Here is a 19,914-nt window from a genome sequence, read left to right as displayed (position 1 = left end):
CCCGGAAGCTAAGCCCTCCAGCGCCGATGGTACTGCACTCGACAGGGTGTGGGAGAGTAGGACACCGCCGAACACAATTTGCCAGAATGGCCCCCGACCACGGTCGAGGGCCATTCTGCATTTCGAAACCACCCACACCACAAACTATCCACGAGCATCCGACGAACGCGCGCGCACCCGCCACGATCCGGGCCTGACCTCGGCGGGCAGACTGACCACGCGACAGAGGACTGTGTACACGGGCGCAGACGCGAGCGCGTTCGCCATCCGCGCGCACAATCGCGCCCCGACCAGACATCAATTCCCGCGCATCTGACGAACGCGCGCGCACTTGCGACGAACCGGGCCTGGACCTGGATGCGGGCAGACGACGCGACTGCGGACCGCTCTCACGAGCGCAGACGCGAGCGCGTTCGCTATCCGCGCGCACAATCGCGCCCCGACCGGTCACCATTTCCCGCGCACCTGACGAACGCGCGCGCATTCGCATACAGCCCGGGCCTGGACCTGGATGCGGGCAGACGACGCGACCGCGGACGCTCATAGGAGGGCAAAGGCGCGCGCGTTCGCCATCCGCGCGCACAATCGCGCCCCGACCACTCACCAATTCCCGCGCACCCGACGAACGCGCGCGCATTCGCGGACGATGCCGAGGCGGGAGCAACTGCCATGACCTGCAATACAGGTCAGGCGTGCACGGCAACGGGCTCGTCGGCGGTGACTTTTACATCTTTCGGATTCGCGAGGACTGTTTCGACGGAGCGTCCGCGAAGAGTCACCGAGTCACCGAATTCCCAGCGACCGGATTCCTCGTCTGCGGCACCGTCGACTGCCGTTTTGGAGGCCAGGATTGCCCCTGGAGCGTTCTTCGCCAGCTCGGAGAGGCGAGCAGCCTCGTTCACCGGGTCTCCGATCACGGTGTATTCGAATCGGGACTTCGCACCGACATTGCCGGCGACTGCGCGTCCCGCTGCGACACCCACAGCGGCACTGCATTCGGGCACTTCGACCAGCAGCCGTCGGGCAATTGCTCGTGCTGCGGCCAACGCCGAGCCGCAGTGGTCGGCAATTTCGTTGGGAGCTCCGAAGATGGCGAGCGCGGCGTCGCCTTCGAACTTGTTGATGAATCCGCCATGCTCGTCGACCTCGTCGACGACCACGGCGAAGAATCGATTGAGCAGATCAACGACTTCGGTGGGTGGTCGAGACGCCGCCAGCTCCGTCGATCCCACGAGGTCGATGAAGAACACTGCGATATCGCGTTCCTGGCCCCCGAGTTCGCTGTCGGATTGCAGTGCTTTCTCGGCGACCTCGTGACCCACGTGTCGGCCGAACAGGTCGCGAATTTTCTCCCGATCGCGCACACCGTCGGCCATCCGGTTGAACCCGCTCTGCAGCTCGCCGAGCTCGGTGCCGTCGTACACCGCGAGACGGACATCCATGTTGCCCTTCTCCACCTCGGCCATCCCCGCGCGCACATTGTTGATGGGTGATGTCGTCGCGAAGCCGCCGAGCACGGTCAGCGCAAGGCCGAACACGATCGTGATCCCACCGAGGGAGAGGATGGAGACCGCGAGCTGAGTCGCTGTCGTTTCGGGATTGATGAAGCGGAAGATCGCGATGATCATCAAACCGCTGACCGGCACACCGGTGCCCAGCAGCCACGAGAGAATCGAGCGGCCCATGACTCCGGCAATACGAATCCGTCGAGGATCGCCGGCTTCGAGTGCCCGAGCTGCAGCGGGACGAAGGGCGAATTCACTGAGCAGGTAGCTGAACGCACAGACGACTGTGCCACCGGCGGCGATAGTGAAGGCCACCTTGGGGATCGACGCCGAGTCGATGATGCCGTCGATCGTGGTGAGCAGCAGCAAGGCTCCGATCCAGAGCAGAATCTGGATTCGCGTCAATCGCCATGGCATCGCGAGTGTCGCGACCTGTTCTTCGCGGCTGGGTTGCCGGTCCTCGATCGCCCACCGCAAACTTCGCAGAGCGTGCGTGGTGCCCCAGACCGCACCGACGACGAATGCCACGAACACGTAGACCGGGACGACGATGTAGTTCACCCACCAGTACTTGTCGGGATCGAGGACGTCCGGGCCGGGCACCACGACGCTGATCAACACACCGACGATGACCGCGCCGATAAGATTCGACAGGATCAGGAAGACGGTCAGCAGGATCTGGATTCGGACCCGCCGTCGGCGAGGTGATTCGGAGGTGTCGCCGAGCAGTCGGGAGCCCAGCGGAGCGGCAGATCGTCTCAATTGCGGCATGGTCGTCACAGACTATCGGGGCTCCTGCTTTAAGGTGGTCGAGTGCGTCTAGTTATTGCTCGTTGCCAAGTCGACTACGTCGGCCGCCTCACCGCACACCTCCCGTCCGCTCGTCGCCTGCTCCTCGTCAAGTCCGACGGATCGGTCAGCGTGCACGCGGACGACCGGGCGTACAAGCCCCTCAACTGGATGTCTCCGCCCTGCTGGATGGTCGAGACCACCGAGGACGAGACGATCAAGTGGATCGTCACCAACAAGGCCGGTGAGGAACTTCGCATCACCATCGACGACGTCGAACTCGACTCGAGTCACGAGTTGGGTATCGATCCCGGTTTGGTGAAAGACGGTGTGGAGGCTCACCTTCAGGAGTTGTTGGCCGAGCACGTCAGCACCTTGGGTGACGGTTACACGTTGGTGCGACGCGAATACATGACGGCCATCGGACCGGTGGATCTCCTGTGCCGCAACGCCGATGGCGGAACGGTGGCAGTGGAGATCAAGCGACGTGGTGAGATCGACGGCGTCGAACAGCTGACTCGGTATCTGGAGCTGCTCAACCGTGATCCGCTGCTGGCTCCGGTCAGTGGAGTGTTCGCTGCGCAGGTCATCAAGCCTCAGGCGAAGACGCTGGCCACCGATCGCGGCATTCGTTGTCTCACACTCGACTACGACGTCCTACGGGGAACCGACAGCACCGAGTTCCGTCTTTTCTGACGGCGGTCGGCGCGAATCGGCCCGTTCTCTACACTGGACGGGTGCCTCGTCGTAACCAACCCCGCCGACCGAATCGGAGCGGCCCGAGCGATCTCGCTCCGGCTACCGATTCCGTGCTGGGCGGCAACCGGATCGAGGTCGGTCCGGACGGTGACACGTACACCACACGAATGGTCCCGGGTGCGAAGGCCGTGAAGACCTATCGATGCCCCGGCTGCGATCACGAGGTGCGGCCGGGCGTCGCACATATCGTTGCGTGGCCGTCGGACGATTTCGGCGGTGCCGACAACCGCAGACACTGGCACACCGGGTGTTGGTCCGGCCGAAACACGCGAGGCCTCACCCGCAGGTGGTCGTAGCGGGGGAGGCCAGGCGCAGGACCGGCTGAATCAGGACTCCGAGTCGGCCGATTCCTTCTCGTCCTCGGCCTTCGCGGCAGCCTTCTCTTCTTCTTTCTTCAGGATGGCCGTCGGGTCGGGATTGTCGAGCAGTTCGCTCTCACGATTGACCGAGGCGAGCATCGCCGGAACCGAATCGAGCTGGCCGCGAATTCCGAGCAGCTGTGCCAGCACGCGACTGCGGAGCACACGCAGCTCCTCGGCCAGTTCTTTCGAGTGCGCGATCCGACGCTCGGCCTGTTCACTCGCGGACTGAAGCCGTCGGGCAGCCTCGGTGGTCGCCTCCTCGATGCGGCGGGCAGCGTCGGCCTTGCTCGACGCTTCGAGTTCCTCGAGAGCAGTGAGAACCTTGGTGCGGCGCTCGGCCATCGTGATCTCGAAGTCTTCCTGAACCTTGGCGCGCTTTGCCTCGGACTCGGCAGCCAACTTGTCGCGCTCGGCCTGCGCGGCCTCGACTACTCGAGCTGCCTCGGTGCGCGCCTGAGCCATGGTCTGCTGGTGTTCGGCTTCGAGTGCCGTTCGGCGCTCTTCGAGCTCGGCCACCAGTGACTCGTGCCGTCCGCGGAGTCGGGCACTCTCTTGCTGCGCAACGGAAATCATCTCCTCGGACTCCGAGTGCGCCTTCGCGCGGACCTCGGATGCCTCGTCCGAGGCCAGTCGCAGCATGCGTGAAATGCGATCGCTCATCCCCTCCGCCGTGGTGGGCGGAACCGACAGGCGATCGATGTCCTTGCGGAGTTCGTCGATCTCGTCACGAGCATCGTCGAGTTGCTTGGCCAGATCACGAGCCTGCGCGGCGGCCGCATCACGATCTGCGGTCGTCAAACGTAGTTCGGCGTCGAACCGCTCGAAGTAGTTGGTGACTTCGTCGCGATCGAACCCCTTCCGAACGATGGAAAAGGGAAGTTGCACCGTGGAAGTGCGCTCATGATCGATGGCCATGGCCGCCAATTTACCGGTGAGTCAAGTAGAGAGCCATACGGCTCGTTCACAGAGTTCGATCAGTGCGCGGCGGGGTTCGGTTCGACCAGTTCGATCAGTACGCCACCGGCGTCCTTGGGGTGGACGAAGTTGATCCGAGAATCGGCGGTGCCGCGGCGCGGGGCGTCGTACAGCAACCGAACGCCGCGAGCGCGCAGCTCGGTCGAGATCTCTTCGATGTCGGTGACGCGGTAGGCCAACTGCTGCAGTCCCGGGCCGTTGCGGCCGATGAACTTGGCGATGGTGGACGATTCGTCGATCGGCGCGAGCAACTGCAGTGCAGCGGACTTCTCGGTGGCTCCGGGGAAGGAGAGCATCGCCTCGCGAACGCCCTGCTCCTCGTTGATCTCCTCGTGCACTGCAACCATGCCGAGGTGGTCGGTGTACCAGGTGATGGCAGCGTCGAGATCGGGCACCGCGACACCCACATGATCGATAGCCGTCACCAGATCGGAGCGCAGCGGGGCTCCCGTGTAAGACTGCGTGCTGGAGGTCATGGCCATGACGTTAGCGCCAGCTGCGTTTCGGTGCTCCGCCCGGCCGGTATCGGTAGGGGGCGTCGGAGCGTTGATCTCGACAAGGCCGTCTTCATACTTTCGGAGGAAATCGTGACCACAACAGTCATCGTCGCCGGCGCTCGCACACCCGTGGGACGTTTTTCGGGTGCCCTCAAGGACTTCTCGGGATCGGATCTCGGCGGAATCGCCATCAAGGGTGCACTCGACAAGGCCGGTGTTGCGCCGGATCAGGTCGACTACGTCATCATGGGCCAGGTTCTCACCGCTGGTGCCGGTCAGATCCCTGCGCGGCAGGCTGCGGTTGCCGCTGGTATTCCGATGACCGTGCCTGCGCTGACGATCAACAAGGTCTGCCTGTCCGGAGTCGACGCCATCGCACTGGCCGACCAGCTGATCCGCGCCGGTGAATTCGAGATCGTCGTCGCAGGCGGTCAGGAGTCGATGACCCAGGCGCCGCACATGCTCGAGAAGTCGCGGGCCGGATTCAAGTACGGCGATGTCACCATGCGTGATCACCTCGCCTACGACGGTCTGTACGACATCTTCACCGATCAGGCCATGGGCGCGTTGACCGAGCAGCGGAACCAGAGCTCCGAGGCCATCAGCCGCGAGGAGCAGGACACCTTCGCTGCCGCGTCGCACCAGAAGGCCGCCACGGCGTGGAAGAACGGGGTATTCGACAACGAGGTCGTCCCGGTCTCGATTCCGCAGCGCAAGGGTGAGCCGATCCAGTTCACCGCAGACGAAGGCATTCGCGCCGACACCACGGTCGATTCCCTCGGCAAGCTTCGCCCCGCCTTCGACAAGGCCGGCACCGTGACTGCGGGATCCGCGTCGCAGATTTCCGACGGTGCCGCCGCCGTCGTGGTGATGAGCAAGGAGAAGGCCGAGTCGCTCGGTCTGACCTGGCTCGCCGAGATCGGTGCACACGGAGTGGTGGCCGGTCCCGACTCCACCTTGCAGTCGCAGCCGGCGCGCGCCATCGCCAAGGCGTGCGAGAAGGAAGGCATCGACCCGAAGGACCTCGACGTCGTGGAGATCAACGAGGCGTTCGCAGCGGTCGGAATCGCGTCGACGCGCGAACTCGGCATCGATCCGGAGATCGTCAACGTCAACGGGGGAGCGATCTCGATCGGGCATCCCCTGGGCATGTCGGGAGCTCGCATCGCCTTGCATCTGGCTCTCGAGCTGCAGCGTCGCGGCGGCGGAGTGGGCGCGGCCGCACTGTGCGGCGGCGGTGGACAGGGCGACGCCCTCATCGTTCGAGTGCCGAAGCAGTAGGACTCGTAGTGGCTCTGGAGAAGAACTGAGACCAGAGCCACTACGCTCCGTCGTAGCAGACCGGGCACAATAGCGGGCATGACCAACTTCTTCGACCTGAGCAGCACGGCCAAACGCTTCCGTTTCATCGCTGTGCTCGAAGCGTTCACCTGGCTCGGACTGCTGATCGGAATGGCGTTCAAGTACATCCCCGCCGACGGCAACGAAATCGGCGTGAAGATCTTCGGACCGATCCACGGCGGCGTGTTCGTGGTGTACCTGGCCATTGCCGTGTTGACGGCGATCAAGCTCAAGTGGGACGTCAAGGCAACCCTGCTGGCTCTGGTCGCGGCGTTCCCCCCGTTCGGCACCGTGATCTTCGAGATCTGGGCCGCGCGCACCGGCCGTCTCGCCGAGTTGAGCACCGGCCGGCCCGCCGCGGACACCAAGGTTCTGTCCTGACCGACCGGCACTGCCCGCCAGTGGATGGCGCATCGCGTTAGTGACAAACTGTAGGGCGTGACTCGACCCGGTTCCCGTCCTCCCGTCCGCCCGTCAGCCGTCGTTCCCGCATCCATTGCCGGTGCCGTCGACCTGTCCGTTCTCAAGGACCGTCCGGCACCTGCACCTGCAGCCGAACCCGCAGGCGACGCGGGAGGACTGGCACCGATCGTGGACGTGACCGCGGCGACGTTCGAGGCCGAGGTTCTACAGCGGTCCACGCAGGTACCGGTGATCGTCGACCTGGGTTCGGCGCGTTCGCCGCAGTCCCAGGCGTTGACGCGTCAGCTCGGGCAGCTGGCCGTGGAAGCCGCGGGTACGTGGGTGCTCGCGCGGGTCGACGTGGACTCCAATCCGCAGATCGCCCAGGCCTTCGGCGTACAGGCCATTCCGACGGTGGTTGCCGTCGCAGCGGGCCAGCCCCTCGCCGATTTCCAGGGCACCCAGTCGGACGAGCAGTTGCGTCAGTGGCTACAAGCCGTCGAGCAGGCGACTGCAGGAAAGCTCACCGGGCCTCCCGGGGCGGCTGCTGCCGAACCGGAACCCGAGATCGAGGATCCGCGGATCGTTGCAGCCGAAGAGGCCATCGACGAGGGCGATTTCGACAAGGCAGAAGCCGCCTACCAGGCGATCATCGACGCCGAACCGAAGAACACCGAGGCGGTTGCCGCACTGCGTCAGGTCAAGTTCCTCGCGCGGGTGCAGAACCTGGCACCGGACGCGATTGCACTCGCCGACGCCGACGCCGGAAACGTACAGGCTCGGATCGATGCAGCGGACGCCGAAATGGCCGGTCAGCAACCGGAGCAGGCCTTCGCTCGTCTGATCGACGGAATCAAGATCAGTGCGGGCGACGACCGCACTGCACTGCGCACTCGACTGCTCGAGCTGTTCGAGCTGTTCGACTCGGCCGATCCGTTGGTGGTCTCCGCGCGGCGCAAGCTCGCGTCCGCTCTGTACTGACAGCGGGACTCAGCTGTAGCGCGCGTCGCACAGTTCCCTTCCGCCGAGAACTCCCGAACGGAACGCGTCGACTCGGGAGAACCCCGACGGCAGCGTCGTACCGTTGACGTCGCTGGCTGCGAGGCCGTCGCTGAGCAATCCGGACACGGCTTCGTCGAGATCGCCTGGGGAAAGAAAGACTTCGAGGCCCGTCGAACCGTTCTCGGCGCTCATCGCCGAGGTGATGACCCCGGACAGGCACGCCGAACGCAGAGCGGTCTGCGGGTCGTCGAGGGTCTGGCCGGCTTCCTTCTGCACCGCGAGGGTGTAGCGCGAGGCGAACAGCACGTAGGCGCTGTAGTCACCGGAAACGTTGAGCGGCAGTATGTCTCCGCGCTGCGGGGTCTCGGGCTGGCCGACTTCGGCCAGGGCCTCGACGTCGACGCCGATGGTGTTGGTCGAGGGGCAGTACGACACCGGCGCGGTGGCTTCGGCGTCGGCGCATCCGACGTCCGATCCGGTGTAGTCGACGGCCGGGGGATCTGCGACGGGCAGTACCTGCTCGAAGGATCGAGTGAAGGCGTCGAGGGAGTCCTCGGTGACCGGTAGTTCACCCGAGTCATCGGGATCGTCGAATTTCTGCGGCAACGATGCTCGACGCGAGTCGATCTCGGCCTCGTCGATGCTCGTGCATGCCCCGGCACCGTCGGTGAAGCCGATCTGCACTGCGGTGACGCGCTCGAAGGCAGAGCCGTGCACCGATTCCGGATCGTTGGGATCGACGTCGCGAACGGCGACGGTTGCGGCGAGGACGCCGTTGAGTCCGTCCGAGGTGTTGATGGTGAAGTGCGGCGCATCGCCCTCGGCGACGTGGCGGATGAAGGCACCTGCGAAACAGTCGGCCTGTTGTTCGGCAACGATGGTCGGGGTGTCGTCGCCGACGAGCCCCGACTGGTGCTGAATGGCATGGCCGTATTCGTGGGCGATGACCATCACCACCGACATCGGTCCGAACGCGTCGACCAGAGCCGGGAGCAGGATGGTCCTGTCCCAGCCGATCGAGTCGTCACGGGTGCAGTACGCAGCGTTGGGAATACCGCCGGTTCGGTCTCCGCAGAATCTGATGCCCGATCCCTCGTTCTCGGACGCGTCCCACGAGACGACCTTCGAGACCGGGGTGAACGTGCCCTTGAACAAGCTGGAGTACTGCTCGGCCCAGAACTGCTGGATGTCGTCGATCGCGTTCGTGGCGAGGATGTCCGAGTCGGTGCCCTCGGCGTTCTCCACGGTGATGGTCGAATCGGGGGCATCGGGCCGGGGCCCGCTGGGCCCGCTCGTCACCGGGAGTCCGGCAACGGTGAACGGGTTCTCGTAGATCGATACGGCGTTTCCGCTGACGGTCTGCGCGCACGAGGTCAGCAGAATCAGCCCTGCAGTGGCGGCCGCGGCCAGTAGTCGGGGTGTGCGGCCGCCACTCATCTATCGCTCCAGTTTTATCCAGATCGCCCCGTTGGCGGGTAGGGCGACCTGGCCTGATGCCGGTCGACCGTGCCACGAGTGCGATGTTGCCGTCACTTCACCCAGGTTGCCCACACCGGAGCCGCCGTACTCCGTTGCGTCGGTGTTGAGGATCTCTGTCCAACGGCCGGGTTCCGGTAGTCCCACACGATAGCTGCCGTGCTCGGTACCGGAGAAGTTGAAAATACACGCGATGACCGAACCGTCGGATCCGTACCGCAGAAAGCTCAGCACGTTGTTCTCGGTGTCGTTGGCGTCGATCCACGAGTATCCACTCGGCGAGGTGTCGAGCGTCCACAGTGCGGGGTGGGACTTGTACGTCGAGTTCAGATCGGACACAAGGGTTTTGACGCCGTTGTGCAGAGGTTCCTCGTCGATCTGATACCAGTCGAGTCCGCGTTCCTCGGACCACTCACGGGTCTGCCCGAACTCCTGTCCCATGAACAGCAGTTGCTTGCCGGGGTGCGCCCACATGTAGGCGAGCATGCCGCGCAGGCCGGCTGCCTTGGCGTAATCGTCGCCGGGCATCCGAGTCCACAGCGTGCCCTTGCCGTGCACCACCTCGTCGTGGCTGATGGGGAGCAGGTAGTTCTCACTCCACGCATAGACCAGAGAGAAGGTGATCTCGTGGTGGTAGTAGCTGCGATGGATGGGATCACGCCCGAGGAAGCCCAGCGTGTCGTGCATCCAGCCCATGTTCCACTTCATGTTGAACCCGAGTCCGCCGACGTTCGTCGGCCGGGTTACGCCGGGCCACGCCGTCGATTCCTCGGCCACGGTGACGACACCGCGGTGCTTCTTGTGCACCGTCGCGTTCATCTCCTGCAGGAAGGTCACGGCCTCGAGGTTCTCGCGGCCACCGTAGATGTTCGGCGACCAGCCACCCTCGGGGCGGGAGTAGTCCAGGTACAGCATCGACGCGACGGCGTCGACGCGCAGTCCGTCGATGTGGAACTCGTCGATCCAGTACAGCGCGTTCGCGACCAGGAAGTTGCGCACCTCGCGACGGCCGAAGTCGAATACCAAAGTGCCCCAGTCGAGTTGCTCGCCGCGCTGCGGGTCGCCGTGCTCGTAGAGCGGGCCGCCGTCGAACCGAGCCAGCGCCCATTCGTCCTTGGGGAAGTGGGCGGGCACCCAGTCGACAATCACGCCGATGCCGGCATTGTGCAGGTGATCGACGAAGTAGCGGAAATCGTCGGGACTCCCGAAGCGCGAAGTCGGTGCGTAGTACGACGTCACCTGGTAGCCCCAGGATCCACCGAACGGATGCTCGGCGACCGGGAGCAACTCCACGTGCGTGAAGCCGGTCTCGGTGATGTATCCGGCCAACTGCTCGGCCAACTCGCGGTACCCCAGGCCCGGCCGCCAGGACGCCAGGTGGATCTCGTACACGCTCATCGGTGCCTGCGTCGGCTCGATGCCGGCCCTGGTGTCGAGCCAGGACTCGTCGTTCCAGGTGTACGAGGACGCGGTGACGACCGAGGCCGTCGACGGTGGGATCTCGGTGGCGAAGGCCATCGGATCGGCCTTGTCCTTGACCGAACCGTCGGCACCGTGGACGCGGAACTTGTACAGCGCGCCCGGAGCGATGTCGGGTACGAAGAGCTCCCACACGCCGGTCGAGCCCAGTACGCGCATCGGCCAGCTTCGACCGGTCCAGCCGTCGAAATCGCCGACGAGGGTGACACCCTGGGCTGCAGGAGCCCAGACCGCGAACGAGGTACCGGTGACGGGGCCGTCCGGAGTCGCGTACGACTGTTGGTGCGCGCCCAGAATGTCCCACAGCCGCTCGTGCCTGCCCTCGCCGAACAGGTGCAGATCGAGCTCGCCGAGAGTGGGCAGGAACCGGTATCCGTCGGCGGATTCGGAGACGTGTCCACCGGGCCAGGTCACCACGAGGCGGTAGTCGATCAGGTCCTCGAACGGAATCAGAGCCGAGAAGAGTCCGTGGGCGACGTGGGTCAGTTCGTGGTCGACGCCACCGACGCGGGCGACGACCTTCTCTGCATCGGGCTTGAGGGCGCGGATCGCGGTTCCACCGGCCACCGGATGGGCTCCGAGGACGGAATGCGGGTTGTAGTGCCGCCCTGCAGCGATGAGTTCGAGATCGTTGTCGGACGGGGCTGCGACGGTGTCTTCGGGCGTCGTCGGATTCTCGGTCACGTTGAATCCACTCACTTTCGGTTGCCGCGGTAGGCCAGTTCGATACGAGCCGGGTACGGGATGTGGGGGAGCGTGAAGATGTGCGCCACCGACGTCCAGGGCTCGAGCCGGACGAAATTGGTGTGGCCCCAGTCGTAATGGACTCCGCTCACTTCGTCCTTGATCGTGAGGGTGTCCTGCCAGTCGTGGCCGAGGGCAGGCATGTCCAGGTGGATCGTGCCTTCTTCGGCTCCGAAGGGATTGAGGTTGATCACCACCAGGATCGAATCACCGGTCTGCGGGTCGAACTTGGAGTACCCGATCAGCGCCTCGTTGTCGATGGTGTGGAAGTGGATGTTGCGGAGCTGCTGCAGCGCCGGATGCGCACGCCGGATTGCGTTCAGCGTGGTGATCCAGGGCTCGAGCGACTCGCCGCGGGCCAGCGCACCCTCGAAGTCGCGTGGACGCAACTGGTACTTCTCCGAATCCAGGTACTCCTCGCTGCCCTCTCGCACGGCTTGGTGCTCGAACAGCTCGTAGCCGGAGTAGACGCCCCAGGTGGGGGCCATCGTCGCCGCGAGAGCTGCTCGGAGAGCGAACATTCCGGGCCCGCCGTGCTGCAGACTCTCGTGCAGGATGTCCGGAGTGTTGACGAACAGGTTCGGACGCGCGTCGTCGGCGCGTCGGGCATGTTCCTCGGCGAACTCGGTCAGCTCCCACTTCGCGGTACGCCAGGTGAAGTACGTGTACGACTGCGTGAAGCCGCGCTGCGCCAGTCCGTACATGCGCACCGGGCGGGTGAACGCCTCGGCGAGGAACAGCACGTCCGGGTCGGTCTTCTTGACCTCGGCGATGAGCCATTCCCAGAAGTCCGGCGGCTTGGTGTGTGGGTTGTCGACTCGGAAGACCTTGACTCCCAGCGAGATCCAGTATCGGACCACGCGCAGCACCTCTTCGTAGATGCCGCGTCGGTCGTTGTCGAAGTTGACCGGGTAGATGTCCTGGTACTTCTTCGGAGGGTTCTCGGCGTAGGCGATCGTGCCGTCCGGCAGCACGGTGAACCACTCGGAATGTGTTGCAGCCCAGGGATGGTCGGGAGCGGCCTGAAGGGCGAGATCGAGTGCCACTTCGAGGTTGTGTTCGTGTGCAGCGGCGACGAACGCGCGGAAGTCGTCCTCGGTGCCCAGTTCGGGGTGGATCGCGTCGTGTCCGCCGTCCTTGGAGCCGATGGCCCACGGCGACCCGACGTCCTCCGGTCCCGGGGTCAACGTGTTGTTCGGGCCCTTGCGGTTGATGGTGCCGATGGGGTGGATCGGCGGCAGGTAGACGATGTCGAATCCCATCCGCTCGATGCGGGGCAACTGCTCGATCGACGTCGCGAACGTGCCGTGCCGCGGAGTGCCGTCCTCGTTCCATCCGCCGGTCGACCGCGGGAAGAACTCGTACCAGGCACCGTTGAGTGCGAGATTGCGATCGACCCACACGTTGACCGCGCGCGATCGAGTCACCAGTTCGCGCAGCGGGTGTACGAACAACAACTCGGCGACCGACGATGCGAACGCGGAGGAGACCCGGGCCGGCAGCGGGCGGTCGGTGTCGCGCAGCGCGGCGGCGACATCGGCCAGCATCTGCCTGCTCTCGGCAGGAACACCGGTGGCAGCCCGCAGGAACAGCCGTGCGCCGATCTCGAGATCGTTCGCGAGTTCGTGGGCACTCTGGCCCACTCCGAGCTTGGCTTCGACGGCATGGCGCCAGGTGCTGATCGGATCGCTCCACGCTTCGATGCGGCAGATCCAGTAACCCGGCCGAGAGGGGACGAACACCGCGTCGAACGTGTCGGGTTCGCGGCCCGGTGTCATCGGGATGCGTTCGAGTTTGCCTCCCGGTCCGCGCACCGACAGTGTCGCGGCCACCGCGTCGTGACCCTCGCGCCAGACGTCGGCGGAGACTGGAAACGTCTCGCCCACCACCGCTTTCGCGGGGTACTTCCCGGTCGTCGTATCTGGAAGGACATTGTCGATACCAAGTCGACCTGTCACTTCACACTCCATTCTTCGCTAGAGGTATGGCTGCGCGGGCGCAACCTCTGATCGAACCGATCTCGGTGTGCTTCTACTCGTCAACCGTAGTGCAGCAATGCAGATGGCGCGTGCGCCGACGCATACTGCCCGCGACGGGCACCGTGGAGCAGATTTCGTGCAAGCCGCCCATCGACACAGGTGTCCGTGGGTAGGGTTCGACTCTGTGAAAGCTTTGCGCCGATTCACCGTCCGAGCCCATCTTCCCGCCCGCTTGAGTGCCCTCGCCGAGCTCTCGACAAACCTCAGGTGGTCGTGGCACTCGTCGACGCAGGATCTGTTCGAGCACATCGATCCACTGTTGTGGACGGAACTCGAGCGCGATCCCGTGGCCGTACTGGGAGCCGTCGCACCGGCGCGTCTCGAGGAGCTCGCGGCCGACGAGCGCTTTCTGGCCGAGCTGGACGCCGCCGAGGCGGATCTGCACGACTACCTCGCCCGTCCGCTCTGGTACCAGAACGAACTGGCCGAGGGACGTGCTCTGCCGTCGGGCATCGGGTATTTCTCGATGGAGTTCGGCGTCACCGAGGTGCTGCCGAATTACTCGGGCGGGCTAGGCATCCTGGCCGGTGACCACCTCAAGGCGGCCTCCGACCTGGGGTTGCCGTTGATCGGTGTCGGGTTGCTCTACCGCTCGGGATACTTTCGCCAGTCGCTGACGGCCGACGGTTGGCAGGCCGAACGCTATCCGTCCCTCGACCCGCACGGTCTGCCGCTGCGGTTGCTCACCGACGACGGCGACTCTCCGGTGCTGATCCACGTGTCCATGCCCGGATCTCGGGTTCTGCGGGCACGGGTGTGGATCGCCCAGGTGGGACGTGTCCCGCTGCTGCTGCTCGATTCCGACATCGCCGACAACGACCCCGAGCTCAGAGGAGTCACCGACCGGTTGTACGGCGGCGACCAGGATCACCGCATCAAGCAGGAGATACTCGCCGGCATCGGCGGAGTTCGAGCGATCCGGGCCTACACCCGTGCACACGGACTGCCCGATCCCGAGGTGTTCCACATGAACGAGGGCCATGCCGGCTTCCTGGGCGTCGAACGCATCCGCGAACTCGTCACCTCGGGAACCCTGGACTTCGACGCGGCACTGGCTGCGGTGCGAGCCGGCACCGTCTTCACCACTCACACTCCTGTCCCCGCCGGAATCGACCGGTTTCCGGCCGATCTGGTGCGGCACTACTTCGGAAGTGCGGACGGGGGCGCGGAGTCGGCGCTGCTGCCGGGTCTGCCGATGGACCGAATCCTCGCCCTCGGCGGCGAGAGCGACGCCTCGGTGTTCAACATGGCGCACATGGGGCTGCGTCTGGGACAACGCGCCAACGGGGTGTCGAAGCTGCACGGAATCGTCAGCCGCGAGATGTTCAACGACCTGTGGCGGGGATTCGACGCCTCCGAGGTGCCGATCGGGTCGGTCACCAACGGGGTTCACGCTCCGACGTGGTCTGCCCGCGAATGGGCGCTGGAGGGGGAGCTGTCCTCGGAGCGCGTGTGGTCCACGCGCAACACCCTTCGCGCGCAACTGGTGGACGAGGTGCGGCGTCGGGTGCGGCGCTCGGCGCTCGAACGTGGCTCCACCGAGGCCGAGATCAGTTGGACAGCAAACGTTTTCGATCCCAACGTACTCACCGTCGGGTTTGCTCGACGGGTACCGACGTACAAGCGACTGACGCTCATGCTGCGCGAACCCGAGCGACTGCGCGCCATGTTGCTGGACCCGGTTCGTCCGGTCCAGCTGGTGGTCGCGGGCAAATCGCACCCCGCCGACGACGGCGGAAAGGCGCTCATCCAGCAGATCGTCAGGTTCGCCGATCAGGCCGACGTACGGCACCGCATCGTGTTCCTGCCCGACTACGACATGTCCATGGCGCGATTCCTGTACTGGGGATGCGATGTGTGGCTGAACAATCCGCTGCGCCCGCTCGAAGCGTGCGGTACCTCGGGCATGAAGTCCGCGCTCAACGGCGGCTTGAACCTGTCGATTCGCGACGGGTGGTGGGACGAGATGTACGACGGGGAGAACGGCTGGGCCATCCCGACGGCCGACGGCGTCACCGACGACAATCGCCGTGACGATCTGGAAGCCGCTGCGCTTTACGAACTGCTCGAACAGGCAGTACTGCCGAAGTTCTACGACCGCGGGGACGACGGCGTGCCGAGCCGCTGGATCGAAATGGTGCGGCACACCCTCGAGCAGCTGGGCCCGAAAGTGCTGGCGTCGAGAATGGTTCAGGACTACACACTCGGCTACTACGCGCCCGCAGCCGAATCCGCCCGCGCGGCCTCGGCGGAGAGCCACCGCGGTGCCACGGACGTCGCGTTGTACCGCCGCCGCGTCGAACAGGCATGGGGCGTAGTGAAAGTCACCCGCGTCGACAGTGAGGGTCTGCCCGACACACCGGTGATCGGTGCGGAGCTCTCACTGCGCGCGAACGTCGATCTCGGTGGACTGGACGCGTCGGACGTCGTGGTGCAGGCGGTCGTGGGACGCGTCGACGAGGACGAGAACCTCACCGACATTCGCACGACGGCCATGACGCACGTGGGAACCGACGGCGGCGAGCACGTGTACGCGGGCGAGACGCGGCTACCGCACAGCGGCACGGTGGGATACACGGTGCGGGTGCTTCCTCATCACCGCGGTCTGGCCTCGGATGCCGAGCTCGGTTTGGTGGCGACTGCCTGAGGGGCAGCTACTTTCCGGCCAGGCGGGTGAGGGCCTTGCGGACCACCTCCGGGTCCGAGGTCTCCCAGAACGGCGGCAGCGAGGCACGTAGGTAGCCGCCGTAGCGGGCGGTCGCGAGGCGCGAATCGAGAACGGCGACAACACCTTTGTCGTCGACGCTACGGAGCAGTCGACCGACGCCCTGCGCCAGCAGCAGGGCTGCATGGTTGGCGGCGACCGCGAGAAAGCCGTTGCCGCCACGTGATTCGACGGCCTGCTGCCTGGCCACCAGCAGCGGATCGTCGGGCCGCGGGAACGGAATGCGGTCCAGGATCACCAGGCTCAGCGACGGGCCCGGGACGTCGACGCCCTGCCACAGTGACAGTGTCCCGAACAGGGAGGTGGCCTCGTCGTCGGCGAACTTCTGCACCAGGGCACCGGTGGAGTCGTCGCCCTGGCACAGGATCGGCGTGTCGAGGCGCTCCCGCATCTCCTCGGCGGCGGCCTTGGCGGCGCGCATGGACGAGAAGAGTCCGAGCGTACGGCCACCGGCGGCTCTGACCAGCGACTCGATCTCGTCGAGGTAGGACTTGGAGAGGCCGTCGCGTCCGGGCGGCGACAGATGCTTGGCGATGTACATGATCCCGGCCCGAGCGTGATCGAACGGCGACCCGACGTCGAGCGAATTCCACCTGATCGACCCGGTATCGGACGGCGGTTCCACACCCGACGCCATCGCGGTGTCACTGCGCGACGGCTTCTCCGCAGGCAGGCCCCAGTTGACGGCCAACCCGTCGAACGATCCGCCGACGGTCAAGGTCGCGGAGGTGAGGACCACGGTGGACTCGGCGAACAGGCGCGCTCGCAGCAGCCCGCCCACCGACAGCGGGGCGATGCGGACGGTGCGTTTGACGTTGCCGCGGAAATCGTCGACGGCATGCCAGACGACGTCCTTGCGTTTGGCCGGATCGGGTTCGTCGAATGCCGTGAGAACACGGACCGCGCTGTCGTGGACCTCGTCGACCGCGACGAGTGCGGCGCTGCGAGCCGCGGCGGCCTCGGGGTCACTGGTGGCCATGCCCTGCTTGTTGGGGCCGATCGCGGTGCGGACCGCCCAGGCCGCGTCGCGAATGGACGCGAGCGCGGGGCCGACGCCGTCGGGTAGGGACTGCCACCGGCTCGGGGGCAGCTCGTCCAGAATCGCGGCCCAGTTCTCGGCAGCTCCCTCGAGCTGGTCGACCGTCTCCTCCTCGATGAGCTTCGCGCTACGACGCGCTGCTGCGGTGACGGTCGCGGCCGACAGTTCCTCGGTGGCCACGCCGGTCACTCGGTCGACCAATTCGTGGGCCTCGTCGACGACCACGACGTCGTGTTCGGGCAGGATCTGGATTCCGGTGATCGCGTCGATCGCGAGCAGGGCGTGGTTGGTCACGACGACGTCGACCTGGGCGGCCTCGGTACGGGCGCGCTCGGCGAAGCAGTCCTCGCCGACGGGGCAGCGGGATTTGCCCAGGCATTCACGCGCGGTGACGCTGACCTGACGCCAGGCCTGATCGCTGACCCCGGGCACGACGTCGTCGCGGTCGCCGGTTTCGGTCTCGGACGACCACTTGGTCAGCCGTACCACCTCGCGTCCCATCCGCGAGACGGCGAAGGGGTCGAACAGTTCCGCATCCGGTGCCTCTTGCGCGGCACCGGTGTGGATCTTGTTCATGCACAGATAGTTGTTGCGGCCCTTGAGGATTGCGAACTTGGGGCGACGGCCGACGGCCTCGGTCAGGGCGTCGGACAGGCGGGGGAGATCGCGGTCGACCAGCTGCCGCTGCAGCGCGATGGTGGCCGTGGAGACGACGACGGTCTTGCCCGATTCCACCGCGTGCCTGATGCTGGGGACGAGGTAGGCGAGGGACTTACCGGTTCCGGTGCCCGCCTGCACCGCGAGATGTTCGCCGGTGTCGATGGAGTGCGCCACCGCCGAGGCCATCGTCAGCTGATTGCTGCGTTCCTTGCCGCCGAGCGAGTGCACCGCGACCTGCAGGAGAGCGGGAACGGTTGGCAACTCGGTCTTCGACGGCACCGAAGCAGACTACTGCCGATCGCCCACCCGGTTCGGTACCGACACCGCTCTCACCCCTCCACGAAGCGGGTGGGTATCGCCGGCTCGCCCTGAGACAGTTTCAGGCCCTCCCACGGGAGGCTGACGAGGCGCCTGGCCAGCAGGTCGCGGCCGTCGGCGAGCGTCGGTAGGTCGGCGACTCGTTCTCCGCCGCGAACCAACGGCGTGGTCAACGTCTCCGCCGTCAGATCGTCGTCGACGGTCGGGGGAGCGTCGAACGGGTACACGATCTCCTCGACTGCGGTGCCGGTCCGGCGCGCGGTACGCAGCGCCGCCTTGGTGCCACCGCGCGACTCCTTGTGACTGCTGCGCTTGGCGACGGGAATGCCGTCGACGGTGACGAGTTTGTAGACCATGCCGGCCGTCGGGGCACCGGACCCGGTGACCAGCGACGTGCCGACGCCGTAGGAGTCGACCGGCTCGGCTCGCAATGCCGCGATGGCGTATTCGTCGAGGTCACCCGAGACGACGATCTTGGTTTTCGGCGCACCCAGGGCGTCGAGTTGGTCGCGCACCTGCCGGGCGAGCACACCGAGGTCGCCGGAGTCGATGCGCACACCGCCGAGTTCGGGCCCGGCCACCTCGATGGCGTTGGCAACGCCCTGGGTGATGTCGTAGGTGTCGACGAGCAGTGTGGTGCCCACGCCGAGCGCGCGCACCTGAGCCGCGAATGCGGACCGTTCGTCCGGGCCGTCGGCTGTGGTGTGCAGCAGAGTGAAGGCGTGCGCCGACGTGCCCGCGCCGGGGACGCCGTGGCGTCGGACGGCTTCGAGATTGGACGTCGCGGTGAATCCGGCGAGATATGCCGCGCGTGATGCGGCGACAGCGGCTTCCTCGTGGGTTCGACGCGACCCCATCTCGATGATCGGACGGGACTTCGCGGCCGCCACCATCCGCGCTGCAGCGGACGCGATGGCGCTGTCGTGATTGAGGATCGAGAGCACAACGGTCTCGAGGACCACGCACTCGGCGAAGGTGCCGCGGACGGTAAGAACGGGTGAGCCGGGGAAGTACAGCTCACCCTCGCGATAGCCGTCGATGTCGCCGGTGAACCGGTAGTGGCGTAACCACTCGACGGTGTCGGCGTCGAGGAATTCGGCGACGATCCGCAACTCGTCCGGCCCGAATCGGAAGCGCGCGGTCGCGTCGAGAATGCGTCCGGTGCCGGCGAGAACTCCGTATCGACGGCCACCGGGCAACCTGCGCGCGAAGACCTCGAAGCTGCAGATGCGATCGGCGTAGCCGCTGGCTAGGGCGGCCGAGAGCATCGTGTATTCGTACTGATCGGTCAGCAGCGCGGTGCTGGCACCGTCGCTGTGATTCGCGTGATCTGTGGTCGCGTCGTTGCTCACCTCGCCCACACTACGAGCGAAGGGGCGAGCGTGGGACGCTGGCCCGACACGCCGTACCCTGTTGGGCATGCCTTGGTTGACGGTGGACGGCTCGCTTCTGCCCGTGGACGGGTTCTCGGCACGTGAGGTCGTCGCTGCGTCACCGCAAGCGGTCCCGGCCCAGACCGAGGCCGTTGCGGCCGACGAATCTCACGACACCCCCTGGGTCACCATCGTGTGGGACGACCCGGTCAACCTGATGCACTACGTCACCTACGTGTTCCAGAAGCTGTTCGGGTACAGCAAGGCCAAGGCGACCGAGCTGATGATGCAGGTGCACTCCGAAGGCAAGGCCGTGGTGTCGAGCGGCGAGCGCGACGCGATGGAGAACGATGTTCGACGGCTGCACGCGGCGGGTCTGTGGGCCACCATGCAGCAGGACAAGTAGTCAACCGCTCATCACCTCTTCAT

The 19,914-nt window shown here is 65.7% G+C and carries 15 protein-coding genes; 7 read left to right on the top strand and 8 right to left on the bottom strand.

Annotation, left to right across the window (positions count from 1 at the left end; all coding sequences use genetic code 11):
* Window positions 1-686: 686 nt before the first annotated feature.
* Window positions 687-2,276 carry an adenylate/guanylate cyclase domain-containing protein gene (locus R4P47_RS22100; protein ID WP_094640449.1) on the bottom strand — a complete coding sequence of 530 codons (1,590 nt, stop codon included), beginning with the start codon at window positions 2,274-2,276 and terminating at the stop codon, window positions 687-689.
* Window positions 2,277-2,318: 42 nt separating this feature from the next.
* Here R4P47_RS22100 and nucS point away from each other — a divergent pair, with 42 nt between their 5' ends.
* Both nucS and R4P47_RS22090 read left to right on the top strand, forming a co-directional pair.
* Window positions 2,319-2,990 (top strand): endonuclease NucS, encoded by a 672-nt coding sequence (gene nucS, locus R4P47_RS22095; protein WP_269595881.1) that lies wholly within the window; start codon window positions 2,319-2,321, stop codon window positions 2,988-2,990.
* A 41-nt stretch (window positions 2,991-3,031) separates the two neighbouring features.
* On the top strand, window positions 3,032-3,349 hold the full coding sequence (locus R4P47_RS22090; RefSeq protein WP_149406336.1) for an ATP/GTP-binding protein: 318 nt from the start codon (window positions 3,032-3,034) through the stop codon (window positions 3,347-3,349).
* A 30-nt stretch (window positions 3,350-3,379) separates the two neighbouring features.
* Here the strand turns inward: R4P47_RS22090 and R4P47_RS22085 are convergent, their stop codons facing one another.
* Together R4P47_RS22085 and mce are read right to left on the bottom strand one after the other, a co-directional pair.
* Window positions 3,380-4,330 carry a hypothetical protein gene (locus R4P47_RS22085; protein ID WP_269595880.1) on the bottom strand — a complete coding sequence of 317 codons (951 nt, stop codon included), beginning with the start codon at window positions 4,328-4,330 and terminating at the stop codon, window positions 3,380-3,382.
* A gap of 59 nt (window positions 4,331-4,389) precedes the next feature.
* Window positions 4,390-4,872 (bottom strand): methylmalonyl-CoA epimerase, encoded by a 483-nt coding sequence (gene mce / locus R4P47_RS22080; RefSeq protein ID WP_394855427.1) that lies wholly within the window; start codon window positions 4,870-4,872, stop codon window positions 4,390-4,392.
* 105 nt (window positions 4,873-4,977) lie between these two features.
* On the opposite strand from mce, the gene R4P47_RS22075 reads away from it, so the two are divergent.
* From R4P47_RS22075 to R4P47_RS22065, 3 genes are all read left to right on the top strand, one after another.
* Window positions 4,978-6,168, top strand: coding sequence for an acetyl-CoA C-acetyltransferase (locus R4P47_RS22075; RefSeq protein WP_068050401.1), 1,191 nt, complete (start codon window positions 4,978-4,980; stop codon window positions 6,166-6,168).
* Window positions 6,169-6,237: 69 nt separating this feature from the next.
* Window positions 6,238-6,609, top strand: coding sequence for a DUF3817 domain-containing protein (locus tag R4P47_RS22070; protein ID WP_317785745.1), 372 nt, complete (start codon window positions 6,238-6,240; stop codon window positions 6,607-6,609).
* Window positions 6,610-6,723: 114 nt separating this feature from the next.
* Window positions 6,724-7,611, top strand: coding sequence for a tetratricopeptide repeat protein (locus R4P47_RS22065; RefSeq protein ID WP_068050416.1), 888 nt, complete (start codon window positions 6,724-6,726; stop codon window positions 7,609-7,611).
* 9 nt (window positions 7,612-7,620) lie between these two features.
* On the opposite strand, the gene R4P47_RS22060 is transcribed toward R4P47_RS22065, so the two are convergent.
* From R4P47_RS22060 to R4P47_RS22050, 3 genes are read right to left on the bottom strand one after another with little or no spacing between them, the layout of a single operon-like run.
* On the bottom strand, window positions 7,621-9,069 hold the full coding sequence (locus tag R4P47_RS22060) for a metallopeptidase (protein WP_317785743.1): 1,449 nt from the start codon (window positions 9,067-9,069) through the stop codon (window positions 7,621-7,623).
* Window positions 9,070-11,271 (bottom strand): 1,4-alpha-glucan branching protein GlgB, encoded by a 2,202-nt coding sequence (gene glgB, locus R4P47_RS22055; RefSeq protein ID WP_317785742.1) that lies wholly within the window; start codon window positions 11,269-11,271, stop codon window positions 9,070-9,072.
* Between the two features lie 11 nt (window positions 11,272-11,282).
* On the bottom strand, window positions 11,283-13,289 hold the full coding sequence (locus R4P47_RS22050; protein ID WP_149406329.1) for an alpha-1,4-glucan--maltose-1-phosphate maltosyltransferase: 2,007 nt from the start codon (window positions 13,287-13,289) through the stop codon (window positions 11,283-11,285).
* 205 nt (window positions 13,290-13,494) lie between these two features.
* Here R4P47_RS22050 and glgP point away from each other — a divergent pair, with 205 nt between their 5' ends.
* A complete protein-coding gene (gene glgP / locus R4P47_RS22045) occupies window positions 13,495-16,017 on the top strand; it encodes an alpha-glucan family phosphorylase (protein ID WP_317785741.1) in 2,523 nt (840 codons plus the stop codon).
* Between the two features lie 7 nt (window positions 16,018-16,024).
* Here glgP and R4P47_RS22040 read toward each other — a convergent pair whose 3' ends face one another.
* Both R4P47_RS22040 and R4P47_RS22035 read right to left on the bottom strand, forming a co-directional pair.
* Window positions 16,025-18,073 (bottom strand): ATP-dependent DNA helicase, encoded by a 2,049-nt coding sequence (locus R4P47_RS22040; protein ID WP_317785740.1) that lies wholly within the window; start codon window positions 18,071-18,073, stop codon window positions 16,025-16,027.
* 50 nt (window positions 18,074-18,123) lie between these two features.
* Complete coding sequence (locus tag R4P47_RS22035; RefSeq protein ID WP_317785739.1) at window positions 18,124-19,473, bottom strand: nicotinate phosphoribosyltransferase; 1,350 nt, start codon at window positions 19,471-19,473, stop codon at window positions 18,124-18,126.
* A gap of 58 nt (window positions 19,474-19,531) precedes the next feature.
* Between R4P47_RS22035 and clpS the strand changes: the two genes are divergently transcribed.
* Window positions 19,532-19,891, top strand: coding sequence for an ATP-dependent Clp protease adapter ClpS (clpS, locus tag R4P47_RS22030; protein ID WP_269595871.1), 360 nt, complete (start codon window positions 19,532-19,534; stop codon window positions 19,889-19,891).
* Window positions 19,892-19,914: the final 23 nt, after the last annotated feature.

The organism is Rhodococcus sp. IEGM 1370 (assembly GCF_033142325.1).
In the GTDB taxonomy this organism is placed as follows: domain Bacteria; phylum Actinomycetota; class Actinomycetes; order Mycobacteriales; family Mycobacteriaceae; genus Rhodococcoides.
This window is presented reverse-complemented; position numbering and strand designations above follow the sequence as displayed.

Coding starts and splice junctions, on each gene's coding strand:
- R4P47_RS22085 (WP_269595880.1), bottom strand. CDS start 4,330: ATGGCCATCGATCATGAGCGCACTTCCACGGTGCAACTTCCCTTTTCC.
- R4P47_RS22060 (WP_317785743.1), bottom strand. CDS start 9,069: ATGAGTGGCGGCCGCACACCCCGACTACTGGCCGCGGCCGCCACTGCA.
- R4P47_RS22100 (WP_094640449.1), bottom strand. CDS start 2,276: ATGCCGCAATTGAGACGATCTGCCGCTCCGCTGGGCTCCCGACTGCTC.
- mce (WP_394855427.1), bottom strand. CDS start 4,872: ATGGCCATGACCTCCAGCACGCAGTCTTACACGGGAGCCCCGCTGCGC.
- clpS (WP_269595871.1), top strand. CDS start 19,532: ATGCCTTGGTTGACGGTGGACGGCTCGCTTCTGCCCGTGGACGGGTTC.